The sequence below is a fragment of the Bacteroides ihuae genome, from assembly GCF_900104585.1.
Classification (GTDB): Bacteria; Bacteroidota; Bacteroidia; order Bacteroidales; family Bacteroidaceae; genus Bacteroides; species Bacteroides ihuae.
In genome coordinates, this window is record NZ_FNVX01000006.1 from 1,181,654 (window position 1) to 1,204,382 (window position 22,729).

Below are 22,729 nucleotides of genomic sequence, written 5' to 3' on the forward strand. Positions count from 1 at the left end.
CATATTGTTAGTTTCCATCAGGCTTTTCAATTTCGGTAAATGGACTGGGTTTCCATCGGAAAGAAGCCCGATTGTCAGGATGTGCCGGATCGAAGGTGTGGTAATCACTTTTTAGATATTTAGTAAGATCTAATTGGATGCTTTTCATGCCTTCAATAACGCACTTAGCAACTTGATAGGCACCATAAGGATTGAAATGCGTATTATCTTCTAAAGCTTTAGTTTGTCCGGGGAATGTATTTGCCGGATAGTGAACAAAAGCTTTCTTTGAATTCTCAACACCCATTGCTTCGTATAAGGTGCGGGTGATGGAATTCAAATCTATTAATGGAACATTCTCTTTATGTGCCAGCCACTTCATTGCTTCAGGATAATTTTCGTGTGTGTCTACTATTTTTCCTTCTGCGTTAAAACTTCTTCTCTGAGTGGGTGTCACTAATACAGGGTATGCTCCTCGCGCACGAACCTCGTCGACAAATATTTTTAAGCTGGTCATGAATGAGTAGTAAGCTCCTTTGCCCGGCCCTTTCTGTTTCTGGTCATTGTGTCCAAATTCCATGAAAAGATAATCTCCTGCCTTCATTTGGGTGAGTGCTTTTTTCAATCTTCCGGCGGCAATGAAAGTATTGGCTGATTCTCCAGATTCTGCGTAATTGGCAATACACACTTGGTCATTAAAGAATCGTGGAATCATTTGTCCCCAACTTGCCCATGGCTCATTATCTTGATCCACAACTGTAGAATTGCCGCATAAGAATACGGTAGGAACATTTTCTATTTTTTCAATGTGGAGTGCCGACAACAGTGGCGTATCTCCATTAAATTCCAATGTTAACTTATCGTCCCAGTTCAGCTTTTTCTTCTCCCGGGGCTTAATCTTCACGTATTCTCCTTCGGCAATCAGGGTGTTTCTCTTGTTGATAACAAATGAACATTCTACCAATTCTCCTTTTTTCGTAGGCAGGTTCTCTATAAATAGTCGACGAGATTCTCCGCGTACAGTGGTTTCACCCGCTTTCTTTTTCGAGCCAAGCGTAACAGTAACTTTGTAGTTGCCATCGGGCACGTTTACAGAGAAGTAAAACGGATGGTTACTTTTACCATCGGGTGCTGCTTGCAGGTCGTAGCCATATCCTGCAGCCTCACTAAAGATGTTTTGTGGAGTGATATTGACTACTCCTTCACTTTTTTTATTGCTATCAAAGCGGAAAGAGTAGCTGATTTGTTGTGCTTTACCCATTGCACTAATGGCTAGTGCTAAGGCTACTATATAATACTTCTTCATTTATTTATATATTGTTTACTTGTTCTCATCTTCCTTTGTCTCCTTTTGTAGGTTTTAACTCGTCGGGAGAATCCTTGGTGTAAGAGTTTACTTTTGGTGCATTCTTGGTAAATAGGTTTTGTATTTGTTCCACATTTATTTTTTCCTGTGGGCGGAAATAATCAGAATTCATGTAATCTAAAATAGCGCTATACATTTGTCGTGCAACAATGCGCTTATCGGGATCACTGGTTATATCCATACTAGTCATCATCAACTTTCCATTCAATACATTCGCTTCAAATAAAGTTCCGATTTTGCGGCTGATGAACCATGTGTCGATGCTTTGTACTAGTGGCTGAAAGGTATCGGGAAACTCCGTAAATTGCATCACTTGAGTTTTGTTGAGCAGCTCCCACCATTGCAGGTTGCTATGATATTCTGTCGGAAAGTTTTTAAAGAGTGGGCTCTTGTCGTTTACCCAAATGCCTGTGGTGTGCGGAGGGCGCATCTTGAACCAAGATGTATTCCAAAACACAGGTGTGAAGTATTGTACGACCTCTTTTCCGTAGGAGATCTTTCCAGCGGCGGTAATTAATACATTGCCACCTTGCTCTAAGACTTCATGTGCTTTGGTGTCGAAAGTATCTGTAACGTATACGCTACCTTTTTTCACTTCTACCTGTGCAGGATATACCCAGAAATCCCAGTCGTTCAAGGCTTCTGTTCCTTCTATTTTTACTTCCAAATTAAGTTTTTGTGGAGAGGTAACGTTGTTTAGCGAGTAGTTTACTTGTCCTAGCTGGAAACAGTTGCCTATCGGAATATCTTTTGTACAAAGTACTCCTTCTGCATAAATTTTGCCATATGCATCTTTGATTGTATAAACAACTTTAGCGTTTTTGAGCGTTGCTTTATAAAAATTAGCGACTTCAATAGTAGCAGTGAACGTTTCGTCGTTCTTATATACAAATTTAGGGATGCGGGCTAAGGGTACAGTAGCATTGCAGAATCGTCGAACTTCACTGGCTGTGATATATCCTTTTTCTTCAAAAAAGACATCTAACAGTCCAACTAAGGCTGTACCCTGCCCAGAGTAGTCATTCAGAGCCAGCAACTGAAAACCCGCATAGTCCGGGGTACGAAGAGTTCTCTCTATCTCATTTTTATAGCAAAGAGCTTGTAGCTTTCCTGAAGCCATCATGAAGTCATGCCCTTTGTTTCCCATCTTACCATCAGTAAGTAGATCTTGGAAAATCTCGAAATTGCGTGCCTTGTTTACGCCCGTATATTTTCTTATTTCATTAAAATTAGGAAAAGCGCACCATTGACCTGTTTCATGCGATACATAGGGTTGCTTTACAGTATCTATTTTTTCATGATAATCCGATTTCGACTCCGGCATTGCATTGGTCCAATTGAGTCCTCTGGCACCAGCTTTAACATGATATTGATTGTTGGGCTGCCATTGCCAACTATTACCCACTGATGCTCCGGTATATACTCTGCGCGAGTCAGTTTTTTTCCAGTATTCTACAAATTTGGTAACCCAGGCGACCCAGCGTCCCGAAGGCTCGTTGCCACAAGCTAACATACAATAGGATGCATAGTTACCATAAGCTTTCGTTAGTCGAATGGTTTCATCCATTAAATAAGTATCAATAGGTTGTCCCATTCCTAATTTAGGTCCATGATTTGGCCAACTTGGTCCTTCCGGTTGCAAATAGAATCCCACTAAATCAGCCGCAATGAACGCAGCTTCCGGTGGGCAGAAAGAATGAAAACGCATGTGGTTCAATCCGTAGTTGCGGCAAATGCGAAAGACTCTTTCCCAATCTTTCACATCCATAGGTGCATAACCAGTCAAAGGAAAATCACAGTTTTCTACTGTTCCTCTAAGCATTGTCTTAATCCCATTCACATAGAACCATTTCCCTTTGATGGAAAATTCTCGCATTCCAAATTGTACTTCCTTCTTCTCTTTACCTTTATTACTTGCTATTTCTGCGTGCAACAGGTACAATGCAGGGTCGAATTCATCCCATGTTAGCATTCGGTCTCCCATGGGTAGTTCCATTTCACAATTGAGTACTCCATCTTTTACCACGAAGCTTTTTGTTATCGCGGGCACAGTCTGACTTTGTTCCGAATTAAAGCTCTTTGCAGAGAGAGTTATTGCCGCAGATGTGGCTGAGGGTGAAGTGGATTTTAGCACCATTTTCACTATTGCCTTCTTGTTTGCAAGATCCGGATATACCTGAATATCTTCGAAATAGACTTTTGGAGTGGTCATTAAATTGATTTTTCCGACTATTCCGTTCCAATTACCTTGCGTCTGGTCGGTAATGCTGTGAGAATCCGGTCCTACGTTGATCTCTTTAATACGATTATCTACGCGAATAGAAATTCTGCATTTTCCTTTGGCAATAAGATCAGTTATATCATATATGTGTGGCACACAAAGGCTGTTTTGCATACCTGCTTTTTTTTCGTTAATCCATACAGTTGTTTCTATGTGTGGACGCTCCAGATAGAGTAAGATTCGCTCGCCTTTCCAATTAGCAGGAATGACAACCTGCTTTTGATACCACGCTACACCGACATAATGTTTATCCGGTGTCAGGAAGAAGGGAAGCTTTATGTTTCCTTCTATCCGATACTTCTCCATATATGGATTGAAGTAATAAGAGCTATCATATAAACTGCCAGTCCATTTGGTTTGTACAGTAACATTGTCCCCTTTAAGTTTTTCTGGCATCGATCCAGGGAGATTTATTTCATCAGTTAATATCTTTTTATACCATTGTTCTTTGACTCCCGCATCATTTCTGTCGATTTGAAAGCTCCATTTGCCTGCAATGTCGAGCATATTCTGTGCGGATAGAGTTGTTGCTATTGTTATAAGAAGAGATAGTGTAAGAAAATGTTTTTGCATAATATTTACTTTAATAATAATCCGAAAGCTAAGGTACAGATTTTTGCTATTACTCATCCTAGAAAGATGTACAGATAGATAGAAATTCGTGTGAAATCACCTGTAATTATATTGCTTTGTACGATATTACAGTATTTTGCAATAATATAACTAGAGTTTTTAGTCTAAGACTATTTTTCTTTCAGCTTGATTCGATTATATTTGTATGTTTGATAACTCTATTAATTTTAATACTAATATGATGAAGAAAATTCTTCTTTTCGCATGCTTCACCTTTTTGTTTTTGGCCATTGTCCGGGGGCAGGAGAAGGCATACCTGTTTTCTTATTTCATTAATGATAGCAAAGATGGGCTTCATTTAGCCTATAGTCGAGATGGTTTGAAGTGGGAACCATTGAACGAGGGAAACTCCTTTTTAATACCTTCTGTAGGAAAAGATAAGTTGATGAGAGATCCTAGTATCTGTCAGGCTCCTGATGGGACTTTCCACATGGTGTGGACTTCCAGCTGGACGGATCGTATCATTGGATACGCTTCATCGAGCGATCTGTTGCATTGGTCTGAACAAAAAGCCATTCCTGTGATGATGCATGAACCTACGGCACACAATTGCTGGGCACCTGAATTGTTCTATGACGGGCCATCGAAGACTTATTACATTTTTTGGGCTACAACTATTCCCGGGAGACATAAACAGGTCGCTACGAGTGAAAGCGAGAAAGGGCTAAATCACCGTATCTACTATGTGACCACAAAGAAATTTAAAAAGTTCTCGAAGACAAAGATATTCTTTGATCCCGATTTTAGTGTGATTGATGCTGCTATTGTAAAGGACGTAAATAATGAATTGATAATGGTCGTGAAGAATGAGAATTCTAATCCTCCAGAGAAAAATCTACGTGTGACCAAAACTAAAAATATTAAAGATGGCTTTCCTGTGGCAGTTTCTGCTCCTATAACAGGTGATTATTGGGCAGAAGGCCCCGCACCATTGATTGTGGGTGATTACCTCTATGTGTATTTTGATAAATATCGCGATCATAAGTACGGTGCGGTTCGTTCCAAAGACTGTGTTCATTGGGAAGATGTGTCGGATAAAATTGTTTTCCCGAAAGGAACCCGGCACGGTACTGCTTTTACTGTAGATAGTAAAGTGCTTGATTCTTTGCTGAGAATGAAAGAATAACCTCCTAATAATAAATGTTACTATGAAACGAATCTTATTATCTATTTTGTTGACTTGTATGGTGTTGCCAATTGGTTTGCAGGCGCAACAACCTTCCTCTAAACAATGGTTTAAGGATAAAGATCTCACGTTGACGGGCGTATATTACTATCCTGAACATTGGGATGAGAGCCAGTGGAATAGGGACTTTAAGAAAATGCATGAACTGGGATTTGAGTTTACGCACTTTGCTGAATTTGCTTGGGCGCAACTGGAGCCTTCTGAAGGCAAATATGATTTTGCATGGCTGGATCGTGCTGTAGCTCTTGCTGCCAAGCATGATTTAAAGGTGGTCTTGTGTACTTCTACTGCAACCCCTCCCGTATGGCTGAGTCGCAAGTATCCTGAAATATTGCTTCGCCAGGAAGATGGTACGGTGCTCGATCATGGTGCTCGCCAACATGCGTCTTTTGCGTCTCCACTTTATAGAGAGCTTTCCTATAAAATGATAGAGAGATTGGCTGAACATTATGGAAATGATGCTCGGGTTATTGGTTGGCAACTTGATAATGAACCGGCGGTGCAGTTTGACTATAATCCAAAGGCCGAAATGGCTTTCCGTGATTTCCTTCGTAATAAATACGATAATAGCATCAAAGCTTTGAATGATGCTTGGGGCACTTCCTTTTGGAGTGAAGTCTATACCACCTTTGATGAGATTACTCTTCCTAAAACCCGACAGATGTTTATGAATCATCATCAGATTTTAGATTATCGCCGTTTTGCAGCCGGAGTGACTAATGATTTTCTCAATGAGCAAAGTTTGTTGATAAAGAAATATGCTAAAAATCAGTGGGTTACTACTAACTATATACCCAACTACGATGAAGGGCATATTGGTGGGAGTAAAGAGCTGGATTTCGTTTCATATACCCGTTACATGGTTTATGGCGATAATGAAGGTATAGGTCGTCGGGGTTATCGGGTAGGCAATCCGCTTCGTATTGCCTTTGCTAATGATTTCTTTCGTCCGATTCAAGGTACCTATGGCGTGATGGAGCTACAACCCGGTCAGGTGAATTGGGGCAGCATAAACCCACAACCGCTTCCCGGAGCTGTTCGCTTATGGCTTTGGAGTGTTTTTGCCGGGGGAAGTGATTTTGTTTGTACCTATCGCTATCGTCAGCCCTTATATGGGACGGAACAATATCACTATGGTATTGTAGGCACTGATGGCGTAACGGTTACTCCCGGCGGGCGTGAGTATCAAGAGTTCATCAGTGAAGTTAAGATGCTTAGAAAAGAATTTTCTCCTCGTGATAAGAAACCGAAAGATTATGTTGACAGAACGACGGCCATTCTCTTTAATCATGAAAATGCATGGAGTATAGATCGTCAAAAACAAAATGCAACATGGAGCACAATGGGGCATATAGAGAAGTATTATCGTACGCTTAAATCATTTGGTGCACCGGTTGACTTCATTACCGAAGAAAAAGATTTCAGTCAATATCCCGTACTGATAGCTCCTGCCTATCAGCTAGCTGATAAAGACTTAGTAGAAAGATGGACTAATTATGTTCAGAACGGTGGTAATTTGGTGCTGACTTGCCGTACAGCGCAAAAAGATCGATTTGGTCGCTTGTTCGCAGCTCCCTTTGGTTCGTTGATAAACAATCTGACGGGTAATTCAATGGATTTCTATGATTTGTTGTTACCCAAAGATCCGGGTGTGGTAGAGATGGCAGGCAAAAAATATACGTGGAATACGTGGGGTGAGATACTCATTCCCGGTAAGGATTCTCAAGTGTGGGCAACCTATGCGCAAGAGTTCTATGACGGAAAGCCGGCTGTTACGTTCCGCAAATTAGGGAAAGGTACAATCACCTATATTGGAGTTGACTCAACTGATGGCTCTTTAGAAGCCGATATACTAAAGAAGTTATATACTACACTGAATATTCCCGTGATGGATCTTCCTTATGGTGTGACTATGGAATATCGCAATGGATTCGCTATCGTACTCAACTATTCGGATGAACCTTATGAGTTTACATTACCTACCGGAGCAAAAGTCTTAATTGGGAGTGCTGTTATACCTACAGCCGGAGTACTCGTTTACAAGATTTAGAGGACGTAACTTCTTTCTGCTTGCTACACGCTATCTGCCTTTATTTTACGTATTTTATATAACCAGAACATCTCCATGTTTTAATCTAAAACATGGAGATGTTGTCTTTTACAAGATGGGGATGTTTCTAGTAAGAACATGGGGATGTTATGCTACATTATGATTTGTTTTAAGAATCGTGAAAGGAAAACACGCAGGGTAAGATTCAGTTGATGGAAAAGTATTTATCTATCTATTAATCTATTAACCTATGAGACCATCTTCCAATCTTACTACCTGTGTGTTTATTCTTAACTACCAGTTAACGATGTGCTATTTAAGTTTATAAATTTCAGAACCGGCTAACAAGAAACAACCTACTCCATAGTCTTCGAAGTCAGGAATGCTTGTATATGTTACGGGTTGTCCGTCTTTAGGCTCTTTGCCCGTGCCTTGTACGTATCCAAGGAATCCATCTGGATGTACAGCTTCTTTAACCAAAGCGTTCCATGCTTTTAATGCTACAGGCAGATATTCTTCTCCGTTCAGTGCTCCGTTACGTATTCCCCAAGCCATTCCATAAACAAAAAGAGAAGTTCCTGAAGACTCTTTTCCGCCAAAATTAGCAGAATCGTGTAGGCTTACATTCCAGAAGCCATCTTTGCGCTGGCATTCTTTAAGTGCCTTACTCATGATGATGAAATCTTTTATATAGTCTGCTCTGTGTTTCTCATTTAGAGGGATCTCATTCAACACGCGAACTAGCGCAGCATATACCCATCCATTTCCTCTGGACCAATAACAATCTTCACCATTAGGTTCTTTGTAAGGCGGTTCAAAATCTTTATCTCTCCACCACAAACCATCTTTAGAGTTGAACAAACCTTTATTGCCATGGGTGTTTCTAGAATAGGTGTACATATCCCACATTTTATCGAAGTATTTCTGTTCACCGGTCAACTTTCCGAGTTTGGCTAAGACAGGCATTCCCATTTGTATGGCATCAATCCATGTCCAGTCATTTATTTGTGGCGTATTCACTAGCATATTCATGCAAGCCTTTATTTCCTTTACCATCTTGGGAGAGGCGGGACAGATATTATATAGATCAATATATGTTTGTCCGCAGCATTGGTCATCAGCATTGCGTGTTGTGGTTCCGTTGCGCATTCCCCATTTATGAAAATCAGCCCATCCATACGCATAGTCATAATAGCTCTCTTGTGGATAGATTTTGTAGAGCTCCATTAATCCCTCATAATATACGCCACGAGTCCATATATTGCTAGGGCGTACTTTGTCTGTCTTTAAGGGTTGAGTATAGTCCTCGTACTTTTTCATAAAATAATCATTCACCGTCGTTAGCACTTTTAGCGTTTCGTTTTTGTCGGGAAGTTCTTGTGCACTAACGGTCGATAAACAAGCGACTATTATTAAGCTAAAAAAGATGAGAAGGATTTTTTTCATATTATATATGTGTTTATGTATTACAATTTAAGATTCGGTTCGTTATCCTTAGGCAAAGATAACCGCTATGTCGGCTTGTTGAAATGGAAAATTATACGCAATTATCTAATCTGGTTCATGCGTACGATTCTCTATTGTTGTTTCTGTTACATCTCTTTATTTTTGCGTTACATAAATTAAATATTATGAAAAAGTGGTTTTTATCTTTTGCTCTTCTTACTTTCACCTGCCTTTCTCAGGCAAGTAATCCGGTTCGAGTTTTTATCGCCGGTGACTCTACTGCACAAACCTACGATACAAGCAAAACTTTGCAAAGAGGTTGGGGGCAAATGCTTCAATCTTTTTTTGATAGTAATGTTGAGGTTGTTAATCGTGCTAAAGCAGGTCGCAGTACTAAATCCTTTATAGATGAAGGACGTTGGGATAGCATTACAGTTAATCTGAGAAAAGGAGACTGGGTGTTTATTCAGTTTGCTCATAATGATACTTCGAGTAAGCCGGAGCGTCATGCCTCACCGGCAGATTTTCGTCGTAATCTTATTAAGTTTATTGAAGAAACGCGAGCCAAGAAGGCAAACCCTCTGTTGTTAACTCCCATTGTGATGCGTACCTTTAATGAACAAGGTAATCTAGTTGACGATCGTTTGAAGAATTATCCTAGCATCATTCGTGCGGTAGCTCATGAATACAACGTGCCAATGATTGATATTAATGTGAAGACACGCGATTTAATACTGAATCTGGGTTCGGAGAAATCGAAAGAGTTATATATGTGGCTTAATCCGGGAGAAGATTCGTCGAAGCCTGATGGATCTAAAGATGATACTCATACAAGAGAAACAGGTGCAAAACAGATTGCTCGTTTTGTTGTGGAAGGCATTAAAGATTTGCATATTAAGGGATTATACCGCCATATTGTGCAGTCTTAAATCAAAAAGAACAGTACAATAACCCCTGAAGAAGAAAAAATCTATGGATGTGTACGTTTATCCATTTGCTCTTATTTAGGAAATGATGATTTTTGCAACACTATTTCACGAAACTTAAATTAATAATAATGAAAAACATGAAGTTATGAATACTAGGTTAATCTATATTTCTCTTGAACAGTTGAGCATTCTTCCTGCTCATAAAGCAAATTATTTGCGTTTTTGATTTTTCTTTTGAAAGACTTTTGAATTTTAATATCATAGTTAAACTTATCTTATGGAAAACAGTAAAAAACAACAAAGGCATTTGAGCCTGTTTGGGATGGTCCCGAAGTTTTTATTTGTTGCATTTTTCTCAATGATTGCAACATTTGGATTTGCACAAAGCAAATCAATTAAGGGTGTTGTTCTTGATCAAAGTAATGAACCTATTATTGGGGCTAATGTTTTGGTTGAAGGTACAACAAATGGCACTATTACTGATTTAGATGGTAATTTTGCATTAAACAATGTGGCTAATATAGCTAAACTAAAAGTAAGTTACATTGGTTATATTAATCAAATTGTTCCAGTATCAGGGAAAACTACATTTAAAATTTTATTAAAAGAGGATTCACAAGCTTTAGATGAAGTTGTGGTTGTAGGTTATGGCGTTCAAAAGAAGAGCGACGTGACTGGTGCAATGGCACGTGTTGGTGAGAAAGAGCTGAAAGCAATGCCAGTTAAGGATGCTTTGCAAGCAATGCAAGGGAAGACCGCTGGTGTTGACATTACTACTAACCAACGCCCAGGTGAAACGGGTAGCATTAAGATTCGTGGTGTCCGCTCACTGACTGCTGATCAGAATCCATTGTATGTAGTAGATGGAATGGTGCTTCAAAGCGGTGGTATAGAAAACATAAATCCGAGCGATATTGAAGCTATCGATATTTTGAAGGATGCTTCAGCAACTGCTATTTATGGTTCGCGTGGAGCTAATGGTGTTATTCTGGTAACAACTAAGCACGGTAAAGAAGGCAAAGTTACTTTAAACTACTCTGGCTCGATAACGATAGAGAAAATGTATGATGTTACTGAATATATGAACGCTGGCGAATGGCTGGATTATGCTCGTTTGGCAAAATACAATATGGGTACTTATAAATCAGCCACTCCCTCTTATGCTGCAGATCTTGCTACTTGGGGTTCGGTCTCTGCTTCATTTGCTAATATAGCTAAAGGGTGGTCCAATAATAATACTGAGTGGGACAGCAGTAAAGTTGGCAGTTATGATTGGAGCAAGTATGGTAAGCAAACAGGCTTGTCAACTGAGCATACAGTCAGCGCTTCTGGTGGTTCAGATAGATATCAGGCTTATGGTTCATTTGGCTATTTACGCCAAGAAGGTACTCAACCGGGCCAATTGTTCCAGCGTTATACTGCAAAAACAAGTTTTGACGCTTCTCCTATAAAGAGTTTTAAAATGGGTACTTCAATGAACATCTCTTTTGGTGATCAGGACTATGGATATAGTTTCACTAAATCAGCAACAGGTGCAGGTGATTTGTACTCAGCATTAAAAGGAATGTTGCCTTGGACTGTTCCTTATGATGAGGATGGTGCATACATACGTAATCCTGCAGCTGGTGATGTTAATATCATTAATCCGATAAATGAACTTAAATACACCACTAATAACCGTCAAACGTTTCGTGCTTCGGGTAGTTTCTATGCACAATTCGATTTAGGTGAGATGTGGAAGCCATTAAAAGGCCTTAGATTTCGTTCTCAGTTTGGTCCTGAGTTTAAATATTACCGTACAGGAACTTTCTATGATGCTGAAGGTATTAATGGTGATGGTAATAATACTGCTGCTTATAACAACTATCAAACGCGTGCTTGGACATTGGATAACTTAATTTATTATGATCGCACTATTGCTAATGATCATAAAATTGGTCTAACTTTAATGCAGTCTGCTTCTGACTATCATTATGAATATGGAGAGATGAAAGCTACGGATGTTGCTTCTAGCTCGGAATTGTGGTATAACTTGTATTCAGCAGGTGAACTAGGTTCGTTTGGCACAGGATTGACTGATAAACAGATGGAGTCATATATGATGCGTGGTAATTATAATTACAAAGATAGATACCTGTTAACAGCTTCTGTTCGTTGGGATGGTGCATCTCAACTGTCTGATGCTAATAGATGGGCTTGTTTCCCTTCTTTGGCTTTGGGCTGGCGTATTGACCAAGAGAAATTCATGAAGAATATTCAATGGGTTAACTCATTGAAACTTCGTTTTGGTATGGGTACTACAGGTAATTCAGCAGTCCCTGCTTATGCAACTAAGGGTGCTCTTACTTCTTTGTACTATAACTGGGGAACTACATCTTCAACTTTAGGTTATGTTGCATCTGACCCTTCTCAAAAGGATCCAGCAAAGATGACTAATAATAATCTTACTTGGGAGAGCACAACGCAGTATAACGTTGGCGTAGATTATGGTTTTCTCAATGGTCGTATTAATGGTAGCTTGGATGTATATAAGACTAAAACTAAAGACTTATTAATGCTAATGTCTATTCCATCATTAACAGGTTATACATCTACTTATGCTAATGTGGGTAAAACAGAAGGTTGGGGCATTGATTTCCAGATTAATACACAAAATATCAAAACTACAGATTTTTCATGGTCAACTAATCTGACTTGGTCGAAAGATAAAAATAAGGTTACAGAATTGGCTAATGGTAATACAGAGGATGTCGGTAATTTATGGTTTGTAGGTAAAGAAATAGGTGTTTACTATGACTATGTATATGACGGAATATGGAAGACATCTGAAGCTGATCTGGCTGCAAAATACGGCCGTAAACCTGGTCAAATCAAAGTGAAAGATTTGAATGACGATAAAGCGATTGATGCTAATAATGATAAAAAAATTGTGGGAACATCTCGTCCTGATTGGTCAGGAGGTATTACTAATACATTCAATTATAAGAATTTTGAACTATCTTTCTTTATCTATACTCGTTGGGGATCAACATTCAAGAGTGGTGCATTGACACTTGATGGTCGTTATATGCAACGTAAGATTGATTATTGGGTTGCTGGTACAAATGAGAATGCTAAATATTATTCTCCAGGTTCCAATGGTGAAAGTGCAGATACTTACAGTTCTTCTATGAATTATCAAGATGGATCTTTTATTAAGATGCGTAATATCAATTTTGGATATAATTTTACTCCTAAACAACTGAAAAAATCAGGTATTGGCTCATTAAAGGTCTATGCTCAGTGTATGAATCCATTCATGATTTATAAGAAATGTGATTACTTGGATACTGACCTCTCAAATTACGATAACAATACTGTAACAACAGGTTCTCCTATTACTACAAAAGGTTTTGTCTTTGGTGTCAATATAGGATTCTAACTTTATAAACAGAAAATTAAGATGAAAATAAATAAAATATTATTTGCAGCGTTGATAGCAAGTACAACAGGTATTTGCATTACGTCTTGTAGCAGTGATTTTTTAGATGAGAAGCTGACTACACAATATAGTACTGATCGTTTCAAGACAACTGAAGGTCTTGATGAATTATCTACTGGTGCTTATCAGAAGTTAAAGTTCAAATTTAATTATATATGGGGCATTGAACTCTTTAACTTAGGTGTTGATGAATTTACGGATGCTAATAATTCTATACCTAGTTACAACTGCTATAGCACTGACTTAAATTCAGCAGAAACAGGTGCTAATTCTCCTTTCTGGGACAATATGTATGGCGCTATTGAATCTGCCAATACGTTGATTCAGAATGTTCCACTTTATTATGCCCAAACTAACTCTAAATACAATACTCGCTTGGGTGAAGGTTACTTTATGAGAGGTTATTTCTATTTGCAATTGGTTGCTCAATATGGTGGAGTACCTTTGAAATTGACCCCTTCAACAAGTGTTGAAACTTACTTTACGCGTGCTTCGGAAGAGGACTGTTTCGCTCAGATTATTGCAGATCTGGAGCAAGCTTATAATCTGTTACCTACTACTCCGGCAGAGACAGGGCGTATCACGAAATGGGCAGCAGCTCACTACTTAGCTAAAGCTCATCTGACTCGTGCTAGCGAACTATATTCTTCTTGGAATTCGTCAACGACTGCAGCTGACTTAACTGCTGTTATTAAATATGCTTCAGAAGTTGTTGATGCTCACCCATTGTGCAATGACTATGTTAATTTGTGGGACTTTCAGAAGGCTAATAGTGCTAATGAAACTGTTTCTGAAGTTGTTTTAGCAGCCCAGTTCTCTGATGATCAAACGACTTGGGGGCGTTATGGAAATCAAATGCACCTTTATTATCCTTCTGTTTATCAAGATATAGCTGGAACTAAACGAGATATCTCTGGTGGACGCGAATTTTCATATGCTCGTGCTACTAATTATGCGATGGATGTTTTTGACCGCGTTAATGATTCGCGTTTCTGGAAATCGTTTATAACTTGCTATGGATGTAATACGACTTCTGGCGCTCCTACTTGGTCAGATGCAAATGCTAAGTTAGGGCCAACAGGTACTGTTTCTGGCTCTAAACGTTTCGTGGGTGGTGAACTGGCTATTAAATATGTTGTAAATAATGCCGGCGATTCCCGTTATGATGCTGTAACAAATGATGCTACCGGAGTGTTGAAAAATGGTGTTATGCAAAATACTCATACTTTTGTACGTTACTTTAAAGATGAACCTCAAGAATGGGTTGGTGAGCACGGAAATGAAGGTTACTATGGTATACAAAAACGTTCAGTAGCTTTATCTAAATATCGTGATGGTTATCGTATTGCTATTGCTTCTCAGTTTGGTACCCGTGATGCTATTCTGGCTCGTTCTGCAGAGGATGTTTTGATGGTAGCTGAGGCTTATGCTCGTCAAGGTGAATCAGAATACACAAATACTATTACATGGATTAATAAATTACGTGATCGTGCTGCATTTAAAGATGGTGAAGACCGTTCAGTAAACGTAGATGGTGGTCAAGCATATAAGAATAACTCTTATTGCAAAGGCAATGGTGGAGGTTACTCTCCAGATGGTGCTGTGTATTGGGATAAGAATACGTATTACGAGTCAAATAATGATTTGGGAATAACAACAGCTTCTACCAAGTCAGGCTTGCACATAAACTCTGTAAATGACATCTATAATTCCACTGTAGATTCTCCTATCTATTCAAAGTTAGGTTGTACTAGCAATGCAGATAAAATGATGTGCTTCATTTTGAATGAACGTACTCGCGAGCTTTGTGGTGAAACTCTTCGTTGGGAAGATTTAGCACGCACTAAAACTTTGGAAGCTCGCTGGAAAGCTTTCAATGATGGTTATGTTAGAGGTAATACAGCTTTCAGTGCTTCTACTCATTACTATCGCCCAATCCCACAAACATTCTTGGATGCTATAACTAATGAAAGTGGACAATCTCTGACAGCTGAAGAAAAAGCTGCAATGCAAAATCCTGGTTATTAATCAGATTTAGTATATAATTTTAAAGAGGCATTCCTAACTTAGGAATGCCTCTTTTGCAAACGTTTACGATAAAATCGTCATTGAATTGGTAAGTAAACGTACAAATTATATCTTTGCAGGATAAATCATAATACCATGAAAAGATTATCTCTTCTTCTTTTTGTAGCGCTCTTTTGCCTTGTACAGTTGTCGGCACAAGAAGCAAAAATCAAGGTTGCTTGTATTGGCAATAGTATAACCTTTGGTGCAGGCATCAAAGATCGTGCAAATCATAGTTATCCATCTGTGTTGGGACGCATGCTTGGCGATGGGTATGAAGTAGCTAACTTTGGCTTTAGTGCCCGCACTCTCCTGAATAAGGGCGATTACCCTTATATGAAGGAGACGATGTATCAGGATGCTCTGAATTACTTGCCCAATGTAGTAGTCATCAAGTTGGGCACTAATGATACTAAACCTCAGAACTGGAAGTATAAAGAAGAATATCCCAAAGATATGGAGACGATGGTGAAAGCTTTTCAGTCTTTGTCTTCCAAACCTAAAATTTATCTTTGTTATCCGGCCACAGCATTTGCTATTCAATGGGGTATCAACGATAGCATTATAGTAGCCGATGTGATTCCTATGATTGACAAGGTAGCAAAGAAGATGGGGCTAGAGGTGATTGATCTTCATACTCCCACAAAAGGCTTGAAGGCTCTTTTTCCTGATGATATTCACCCGAATCCTCAGGGAGCTGCTGTCTTGGCTAAGGAAGTTTATCAGGGCATTACCGGTCATAAGGTGGGTGCACGCGTTCTCTTCATTGGTGATTCCATCACTGATGGTAACTGGGGAGGTGGCGGCAAAGGTAAAAAAACGTCTGCTGAGCGAAATCTCTGGGATCAAAACCACATCTTCGGCAGTGGATATATGTATCTCTGTGCCGCTCACTATTTAGGAACTTATCCGGATCGGAACTACCAGTTCTTCAATCGGGGGATTAGTGGCAATACGCTGTCTAACTTAGAGGAGCGTTGGCAAAGTGATGTCTTGGATATGAATCCTGATGTACTTTCCATTTTGATAGGAACGAATGATATTAATGGGATGCTGAATAATAAAAAAAGATCTTCTTTTGACTTTGTCGGTTGGGAGAAAAGATACCGTGCTTTGCTCGATCGCTCATTGAGTAAGAATCCTAATGTAAAGTTGGTTCTCTGCTCTCCTTTTATTGCCAACACAATAAACATGAGTAAGATGACCGCTTTTGAACTGCGTGATAGCCTGGTGAGGCGGGCCGCAGCTGTTGTGGAGAAGATAGCGCAAGATTATCATGCTACTTTTCTAAATTATCAGCAACTGTTTGATGGCTTATTCTATAAATATCCCGCATTACCGAATGCATATTGGATATGGGATGGCATTCATCCTACAGCTGCCGGACATAGCAAAATGTCTGAGCTATGGATTGAGAAAGCCGTCGACTTTTAGTTTCTCTTTAAGTTGAAATACTTCAAAGGAGAACCCTTCTTAATCATTCCTTTAATCCAGTGATTTCATTTCATCTTAGCTAAATATCTTTCATTGAATACCTGAATCCCTATTGTTTGTATTTAACAAACAATAGGGATTTTGTTTTTACATAATCAGAACAATAGTATACACCTTTTTTGTTCTTATCTCTCATGAGATTTCTATAATGCATTAATAACATAGTTGGAATGAAAATAATAAAACGTAGCCGCCAGGTCGAAGATTTTACGTTCGATAAAGTAAAATCTGCCATCCGTCGGGCTTTTATGGGCTTGCAGTTAACCTTGGCTGAAGACGAGCTTCAAGCCATTTGCGATGACATTGATACACGCATTGAGTTGGGCGAAAGTGTGGATGTTGAAACGATACAAGATTTGGTGGAAATGGCTTTGATGAAACATGGGCATTATCAAGTGGCCAAAGCTTATATATTATATCGGGAAAAACGTTCGGAGTATAGGGCCGTAATAAATCAATTCAAAACGACTATCTACGACGATAACTTGATTGCCTTACTAAAAGAGGTACAGGCTATTTATTCGACTAAGGCTTATGAACTAAATCTGCTTTACTCCAAATATCGCTCTTTCTACAAAGAGAATACTGATCCTCTGGAAATCTTGATTAAAGCTGCTGTAGAGTTGGTCACTCCCGAGGGGCCCAATTGGGAATTCATTGCTTCGAAGTTCCTAAACGTACAGTTGGAAAACAGCATTAGCTTAGAGGAGAGCAGGTTGGGCTTGAATTCTTATTACGATAAATTGAAGTACCTTACTTCGGAAAAGCTTTATGGGACTTATATTTTGGAACATTACTCTAAGGCAGAAGTTTTAGAACTTGCATCGTATATGGAACCTGCCAGAAACTCTTTATTAACTTACAGTAGTCTGCATCTGTTAACTAAGCGATACCTTATCTCTGATCATTCTCATAATCGTTTGGAAAGACCGCAAGAGATGTTTATGGGTATTGCTATGCATTTGGCTATGCCTGAGGGAGAAAAGAAAGTGTATTGGGCCAAAAAGATCTATGATGCATTGAGTCTCTTGAAAGTGACGATGGCTACTCCGGTGATGAGTAATGCCCGGAAACCCCTTAGTCAGCTTTCCAGTTGCTTTGAGGATGTGATGCCTGATAGCTTGGTGGGTATATATCGCACAATCAATAACTTCGCTCAGATCTCTAAATATGGTGGAGGAATGGGGATCTATATTGGTAAAGTTCGTGCGGTCGGTTCTGATATTCGTGGCTTTAAAGGAGTAGCAGGCGGAATAATTAAGTGGATAAAGCTTTGTAATGATACAGCTATTGCTGTCGATCAGTTAGGTGTTCGTCAGGGTTCGGTCGCTGTATATCTGGATATCTGGCACCGGGATATGCCTGAATTTTTGCAGTTAAGAACAAATAACGGTGATGATCGGATGAAGGCTCATGATATTTTTCCCGGCGTCTGTGTACCTGATTTCTTCTGGGAGATGGTACGTGACAATATTGAAGGTGACTGGCACATGATGTGTCCTCATGAGATATTGACTTTCAAAGGTTATGCCTTAGAAGATTGTTATGGTGATGAATGGACTCGGAAATATAAAGAATGTGTCGCAGAGCATCGTATCTCCAAACGTACGATAAAGATTAAAGATATGTTGAGGCTTATCATTAAATCGGCTGTGGAGACGGGTACTCCGTTCATCTTTAACCGAGATACCGTTAATCGTATGAACCCGAATAAGCATAGGGGAATGATCTATTGTTCAAACCTGTGTACGGAGATTGCGCAGAATCAGAAAGCGATTGAAGAGGTACAAACAATTGTTCGCCTGGAAGATGGTAACGAGATTGTGGTGGAAGAGACAAAAGCCGGGGACTTTGTGGTATGCAACCTCGCTTCTCTTGTCTTGGGAAATATTGATACCGATAGTGATGATGAGTTGCGTGATACAATTCATACCGTTATTCGTGCACTGGATAATGTGATTGATCTAAACTATTATCCCATTCCTTACGCAGAGATTACCAACAAGAAAATGCGTCCTATTGGTTTAGGTACTAGCGGCTATCATCATCTTTTGGCTCAGAAAGGAATCCATTGGGAGAGCGACAAGCACCTTGAGTTAATGGATAAGCTTTACGAGCGTATTAATTATTTTGCTATTGAGGCTTCTTCGGATTTGGCTGCAGAGAAGGGTGCTTATTCGTTCTTTGAAAAGAGTGATTGGCACACCGGCGATTACTTTAGTTCACGCAATTACACTTCAGAGGCATGGAAAGGTCTGGCATCTAAAGTGCATAACAATGGAATGCGCAACGGATACTTAATGGCTATTGCACCCACAAGCTCCACATCCATCATTGCAGGTACCACGGCAGGTACAGACCCAGTGATGAACAGGTATTTCCTTGAAGAAAAGAAGGGCAGTATTGTGCCTCGGGTAGCTCCTCAACTGGATGATAAAACGTTTTGGCTTTATAAAACGGCACATCAGATGGATCAACGTTGGGTGATAGATGCCGCAGGTATTCGTCAACGACATCTTGATCAGGCACAATCGGTAAACCTCTATATCACGCAGGAATATACTTTCAAAAAACTATTGGAGTTGTATCTACGGGCATGGGAGAAAGGAGTAAAGACGCTCTATTATGTTCGTAGTAAATCTCTGGAGGTGGAAGAGTGCGAAACTTGCTCTGCTTAATATCATCAATACACTTTATAAATAGAAATAATCATGACGACTTTAAATAAAAAGGCCTTGTTTAATGAACATGGCGACACGGATGTAGCACTTCGCCGATTAATAAACGGGAACACTACAAACCTGAACGATTTCAATAACATGAAATATGTTTGGGTATCTAACTGGTATCGACAGGCGATGAATAATTTCTGGATTCCTGAAGAGATAAACATGAGTCAGGACATGAAGGACTACCGCAATCTAAGTCCTTCTGAACGGGTGGCTTACAACAAGATTCTCTCTTTCCTGATCTTTCTGGATAGTATTCAAACGGCCAACTTACCTAATATAGCCGAGTATATTACGGCTAACGAAGTAAATCTGTGCCTGACTATTCAGGCTTTTCAGGAAGCGGTGCATTCACAATCGTATAGCTACATGCTCGACACGATCTGCTCCCCTGAAGAGCGTGCTGCCATTCTTTACCAATGGAAAGATGATGAATATCTGCTGAAACGTAATAAGTTTATTGGGGATATATACAATGAATTCCAATTGAACAAAGAGTCCGGCCAGTTGCTGAAAACATTGGTTGCCAACTATGTTCTTGAGGGGATTTACTTCTATGCCGGCTTTATGTTCTTCTATAATCTGGGTCGTAATGGGAAGATGCCCGGTTCGGTGCAAGAGATACGTTACATCAACCGTGATGAGAACACCCATTTGTGGCTCTTTCGCTCGGTTATTCTGGAGTTGAAGAAAGAGGAGCCTCAACTCTTTACTCCTGAGGCAGTGGAGAGTTTCCGTGAGATGATTAAGGAAGGAGCTCTTCAGGAGATCGCCTGGGGAGATTATGTTATTGGTGATGATATAGAGGGATTAACGAAAGAGATGGTTTCCGACTACATCAAGTATTTGGCTAACTTACGTTCAGAGAATCTTGGTTTTGGTGTTCTGTTTGAGGGATATGAGAATGAACCTCCGAGCATGTCATGGGTTTCCCAGTACAGCAATGCTAATCTTATTAAGACTGATTTCTTTGAGGCAAAGCCCAGTGCTTATGCGAAATCTACTTCCATTGAAGACGACTTGTAAGTTGCTCTCCATGGAAGTAGATCTGTTGAGATAATGGTTACTTATTGAGTAACTTTTACATTCTTCAGAATAAATGGGTTGATAAGACTTTTATTGTACTCACCTTTTTTGGCTTTGATTGTTAGGTTTTCAAAGGTAAAATTGGTGAGTATATATTGGTCTGACTTATCGACATTGAAGAACACATTACATTCAAAGTTAATGTTGCGCATCGTCAGGTTATCCGAGTAAGACATTGGAGTATCCTTCCTGCCTTGCAAGTCGAAAAATTGTTTCCAAGGTTTGATATAAAGGAAACTTTGAGCATCTCCGGTAATGTCTTCAATCAATATATATTCATATTTTTGTGGTGTGTCGGGACGCATTTTTAACCAGAGCAATCGGTTTGCGTTCTTCACTATGCATCGACGAAGAATAATGTTGCGGTCGTGAATGGATTCACTGCCGAAGGTCAAGGCACTGTGGCAGAATCCATAGTTGCAATCCTCTATAATGATATTTTGATTACTACCGTTTGTTGTGTCTTTATCCGCCCACGGCCCTTTTCCACCTTTCAGGGCAACAGCATCGTCGTTCACCGATATATAGCAGTTTTTAATCAGTACGTTGCTGCATGCGTCAATATCGACTCCGTCTGTGCTGGGAGCTTTTACAGGTGCAACCGGTGAGAAGATGTGCAGATTGAGCAATTTTACGTTGTTACTTTTGTACAAGTGAGTAGTCCAGAAGGGAGAATTGATGAGGCTTACTCCGGATATTTGCACATCGTTACAGTTCGATATATACAGTAACCGGGGACGAAGTTCGTCCATGTTAGTGCATTTGGGATTTACCGCACGACGCAACCAAAACGATTTCCAATAACGAGAGCCATTGCCATTAATCGTACCTTTGCCCGAAATGGTGAATCCATTCACACCATCAGCATTTATCAAAGCCGAGAAGTATTTAAGTGTTTGCCCTTCCATGCGTGTAAGCGCAATGGGGAAGTTACTGATATCGTCGCTACCTTTCAAAACCGCTCCTTCTTCGAGATACAGGTGAGTTTTGGGCTTGAAGAACAGAGCACCGCTTAGATAAGTCCCCTTAGGGATAATCACTACACCGCCACCATTCTTTGCAGCCAAATCGATGGTTGATTGAATTTTCTCTGTCTGCAGCAAGGTGCTGTCATTAACTACCTGGTAGTTGATAACGTTGTATTTTGCGCCCAAAGTCTCAATGTTCGCAATTTCGTTCTTTCTAAACCAATCAGGAATAGCTGTTCCGTCGGGAAACTTCTCTTGTCCGAAGAGCTGAATACTAATAAGTACGGTGAATAAGAATGTGGTGAATTTCATGGCTTTAATCATCAATTAATAGAGTGAATAGTGTTTTCAATGCTTCATATTGCAAATGTAAGTAGATTCAATGAAATATTAGTCGGGCTATTCCTGTATCTAGTGATTTATTGACTAAGTCTTTTGTCTTTCACGCTCAATAATACCATACAGTCATACGCTTTTAAGCTCGTTCTTGTCAATAGCATGTTTATTGATTATTAACGCCATTTGCACTTTTCGAAAAGCTCTTGAAGTTTTTAGGATATAAATAGAAGAAAAACTTTTTTCTTTAGGAGTTATTCTCCTAAAAAATAGGCATATTGATGAAGAGAAACCGTCTTTCGACCAAAGAGAACCGTGCAGATGGCCCAACTGAACCGTTCTTTTGCTCAAAAGTAACCGTCATTTGGGTAATTAGACGGTTGGTGCACAAAAAAAGGAGAAAGTCGCAACTTCCTCCTTTTACCGTATTATAATTTGAAACTACTTTATGATTACGTTTACAAAGATACAACATTACATCACCAAAGTCAAGCTTTCGGGGAGATTTCTTTTGGGTTTTTGCCTCTCTTCATAACCTTAATTTTCAAATACAAGATGAGTGAAAAATAGAGTGGCCCAAGGATATAGAAAGGTATTAGATACCAAAGGAATCCAAATTTATAAGTATGATAGATCACAAAGATTGTTATTAAGATAACTCCTCCATCTATTTGTGTAATTTTTCGTTTTCTTTCCAT

12 protein-coding genes and 1 pseudogene are annotated in these 22,729 nt (G+C 39.5%); 9 read left to right on the forward strand and 4 right to left on the reverse strand.

Going from position 1 to position 22,729, the window contains the following annotated elements; translation table 11 throughout:
• Nucleotides 1-7: 7 nt before the first annotated feature.
• Nucleotides 8-1,285, reverse strand: coding sequence for a rhamnogalacturonan acetylesterase (locus tag BQ5338_RS15535; RefSeq protein ID WP_071147674.1), 1,278 nt, complete (start codon nucleotides 1,283-1,285; stop codon nucleotides 8-10).
• 25 nt (nucleotides 1,286-1,310) lie between these two features.
• Nucleotides 1,311-4,199 carry an exo-beta-1,4-galactosidase gene (locus BQ5338_RS15540; protein ID WP_071147675.1) on the reverse strand — a complete coding sequence of 963 codons (2,889 nt, stop codon included), beginning with the start codon at nucleotides 4,197-4,199 and terminating at the stop codon, nucleotides 1,311-1,313.
• A gap of 241 nt (nucleotides 4,200-4,440) precedes the next feature.
• Here BQ5338_RS15540 and BQ5338_RS15545 point away from each other — a divergent pair.
• Both BQ5338_RS15545 and BQ5338_RS15550 read left to right on the forward strand, forming a co-directional pair.
• A pseudogene (locus BQ5338_RS15545) lies at nucleotides 4,441-5,370 on the forward strand (glycoside hydrolase family 43 protein); the annotation flags it as partial.
• 73 nt (nucleotides 5,371-5,443) lie between these two features.
• Entirely contained in the window at nucleotides 5,444-7,495 is a 2,052-nt protein-coding gene (locus tag BQ5338_RS15550; RefSeq protein ID WP_139265295.1) for a beta-galactosidase, read from the forward strand.
• A 312-nt stretch (nucleotides 7,496-7,807) separates the two neighbouring features.
• On the opposite strand, the gene BQ5338_RS15555 is transcribed toward BQ5338_RS15550, so the two are convergent.
• Nucleotides 7,808-8,941, reverse strand: coding sequence for a glycoside hydrolase family 88/105 protein (locus BQ5338_RS15555; RefSeq protein ID WP_071147677.1), 1,134 nt, complete (start codon nucleotides 8,939-8,941; stop codon nucleotides 7,808-7,810).
• Nucleotides 8,942-9,126: 185 nt separating this feature from the next.
• Here BQ5338_RS15555 and BQ5338_RS15560 point away from each other — a divergent pair, with 185 nt between their 5' ends.
• From BQ5338_RS15560 to BQ5338_RS15585, 6 genes are all read left to right on the forward strand, one after another.
• On the forward strand, nucleotides 9,127-9,870 hold the full coding sequence (locus tag BQ5338_RS15560) for a rhamnogalacturonan acetylesterase (RefSeq protein ID WP_071147678.1): 744 nt from the start codon (nucleotides 9,127-9,129) through the stop codon (nucleotides 9,868-9,870).
• 322 nt (nucleotides 9,871-10,192) lie between these two features.
• Nucleotides 10,193-13,291, forward strand: a complete 3,099-nt coding sequence (locus tag BQ5338_RS15565) for a SusC/RagA family TonB-linked outer membrane protein (RefSeq protein ID WP_235816456.1) — start codon at nucleotides 10,193-10,195, stop codon at nucleotides 13,289-13,291.
• A 21-nt stretch (nucleotides 13,292-13,312) separates the two neighbouring features.
• The gene (locus tag BQ5338_RS15570) at nucleotides 13,313-15,379 is read left to right on the forward strand and encodes a RagB/SusD family nutrient uptake outer membrane protein (protein ID WP_071147680.1); all 2,067 of its coding nucleotides are present in this window, start codon (nucleotides 13,313-13,315) and stop codon (nucleotides 15,377-15,379) included.
• Nucleotides 15,380-15,514: 135 nt separating this feature from the next.
• Nucleotides 15,515-16,852 carry a GDSL-type esterase/lipase family protein gene (locus BQ5338_RS17075; protein WP_078063517.1) on the forward strand — a complete coding sequence of 446 codons (1,338 nt, stop codon included), beginning with the start codon at nucleotides 15,515-15,517 and terminating at the stop codon, nucleotides 16,850-16,852.
• Nucleotides 16,853-17,082: 230 nt separating this feature from the next.
• Nucleotides 17,083-19,590 carry a ribonucleoside-diphosphate reductase subunit alpha gene (locus tag BQ5338_RS15580; RefSeq protein WP_071147681.1) on the forward strand — a complete coding sequence of 836 codons (2,508 nt, stop codon included), beginning with the start codon at nucleotides 17,083-17,085 and terminating at the stop codon, nucleotides 19,588-19,590.
• Between the two features lie 33 nt (nucleotides 19,591-19,623).
• Nucleotides 19,624-20,667, forward strand: a complete 1,044-nt coding sequence (locus BQ5338_RS15585; RefSeq protein ID WP_071147682.1) for a ribonucleotide-diphosphate reductase subunit beta — start codon at nucleotides 19,624-19,626, stop codon at nucleotides 20,665-20,667.
• A 41-nt stretch (nucleotides 20,668-20,708) separates the two neighbouring features.
• Here the strand turns inward: BQ5338_RS15585 and BQ5338_RS15590 are convergent, their stop codons facing one another.
• Nucleotides 20,709-22,007, reverse strand: a complete 1,299-nt coding sequence (locus BQ5338_RS15590) for a rhamnogalacturonidase (RefSeq protein WP_071147945.1) — start codon at nucleotides 22,005-22,007, stop codon at nucleotides 20,709-20,711.
• Nucleotides 22,008-22,312: 305 nt separating this feature from the next.
• Between BQ5338_RS15590 and BQ5338_RS16910 the strand changes: the two genes are divergently transcribed.
• Nucleotides 22,313-22,465, forward strand: coding sequence for a hypothetical protein (locus BQ5338_RS16910; RefSeq protein ID WP_159431333.1), 153 nt, complete (start codon nucleotides 22,313-22,315; stop codon nucleotides 22,463-22,465).
• Nucleotides 22,466-22,729 lie beyond the last annotated feature (264 nt).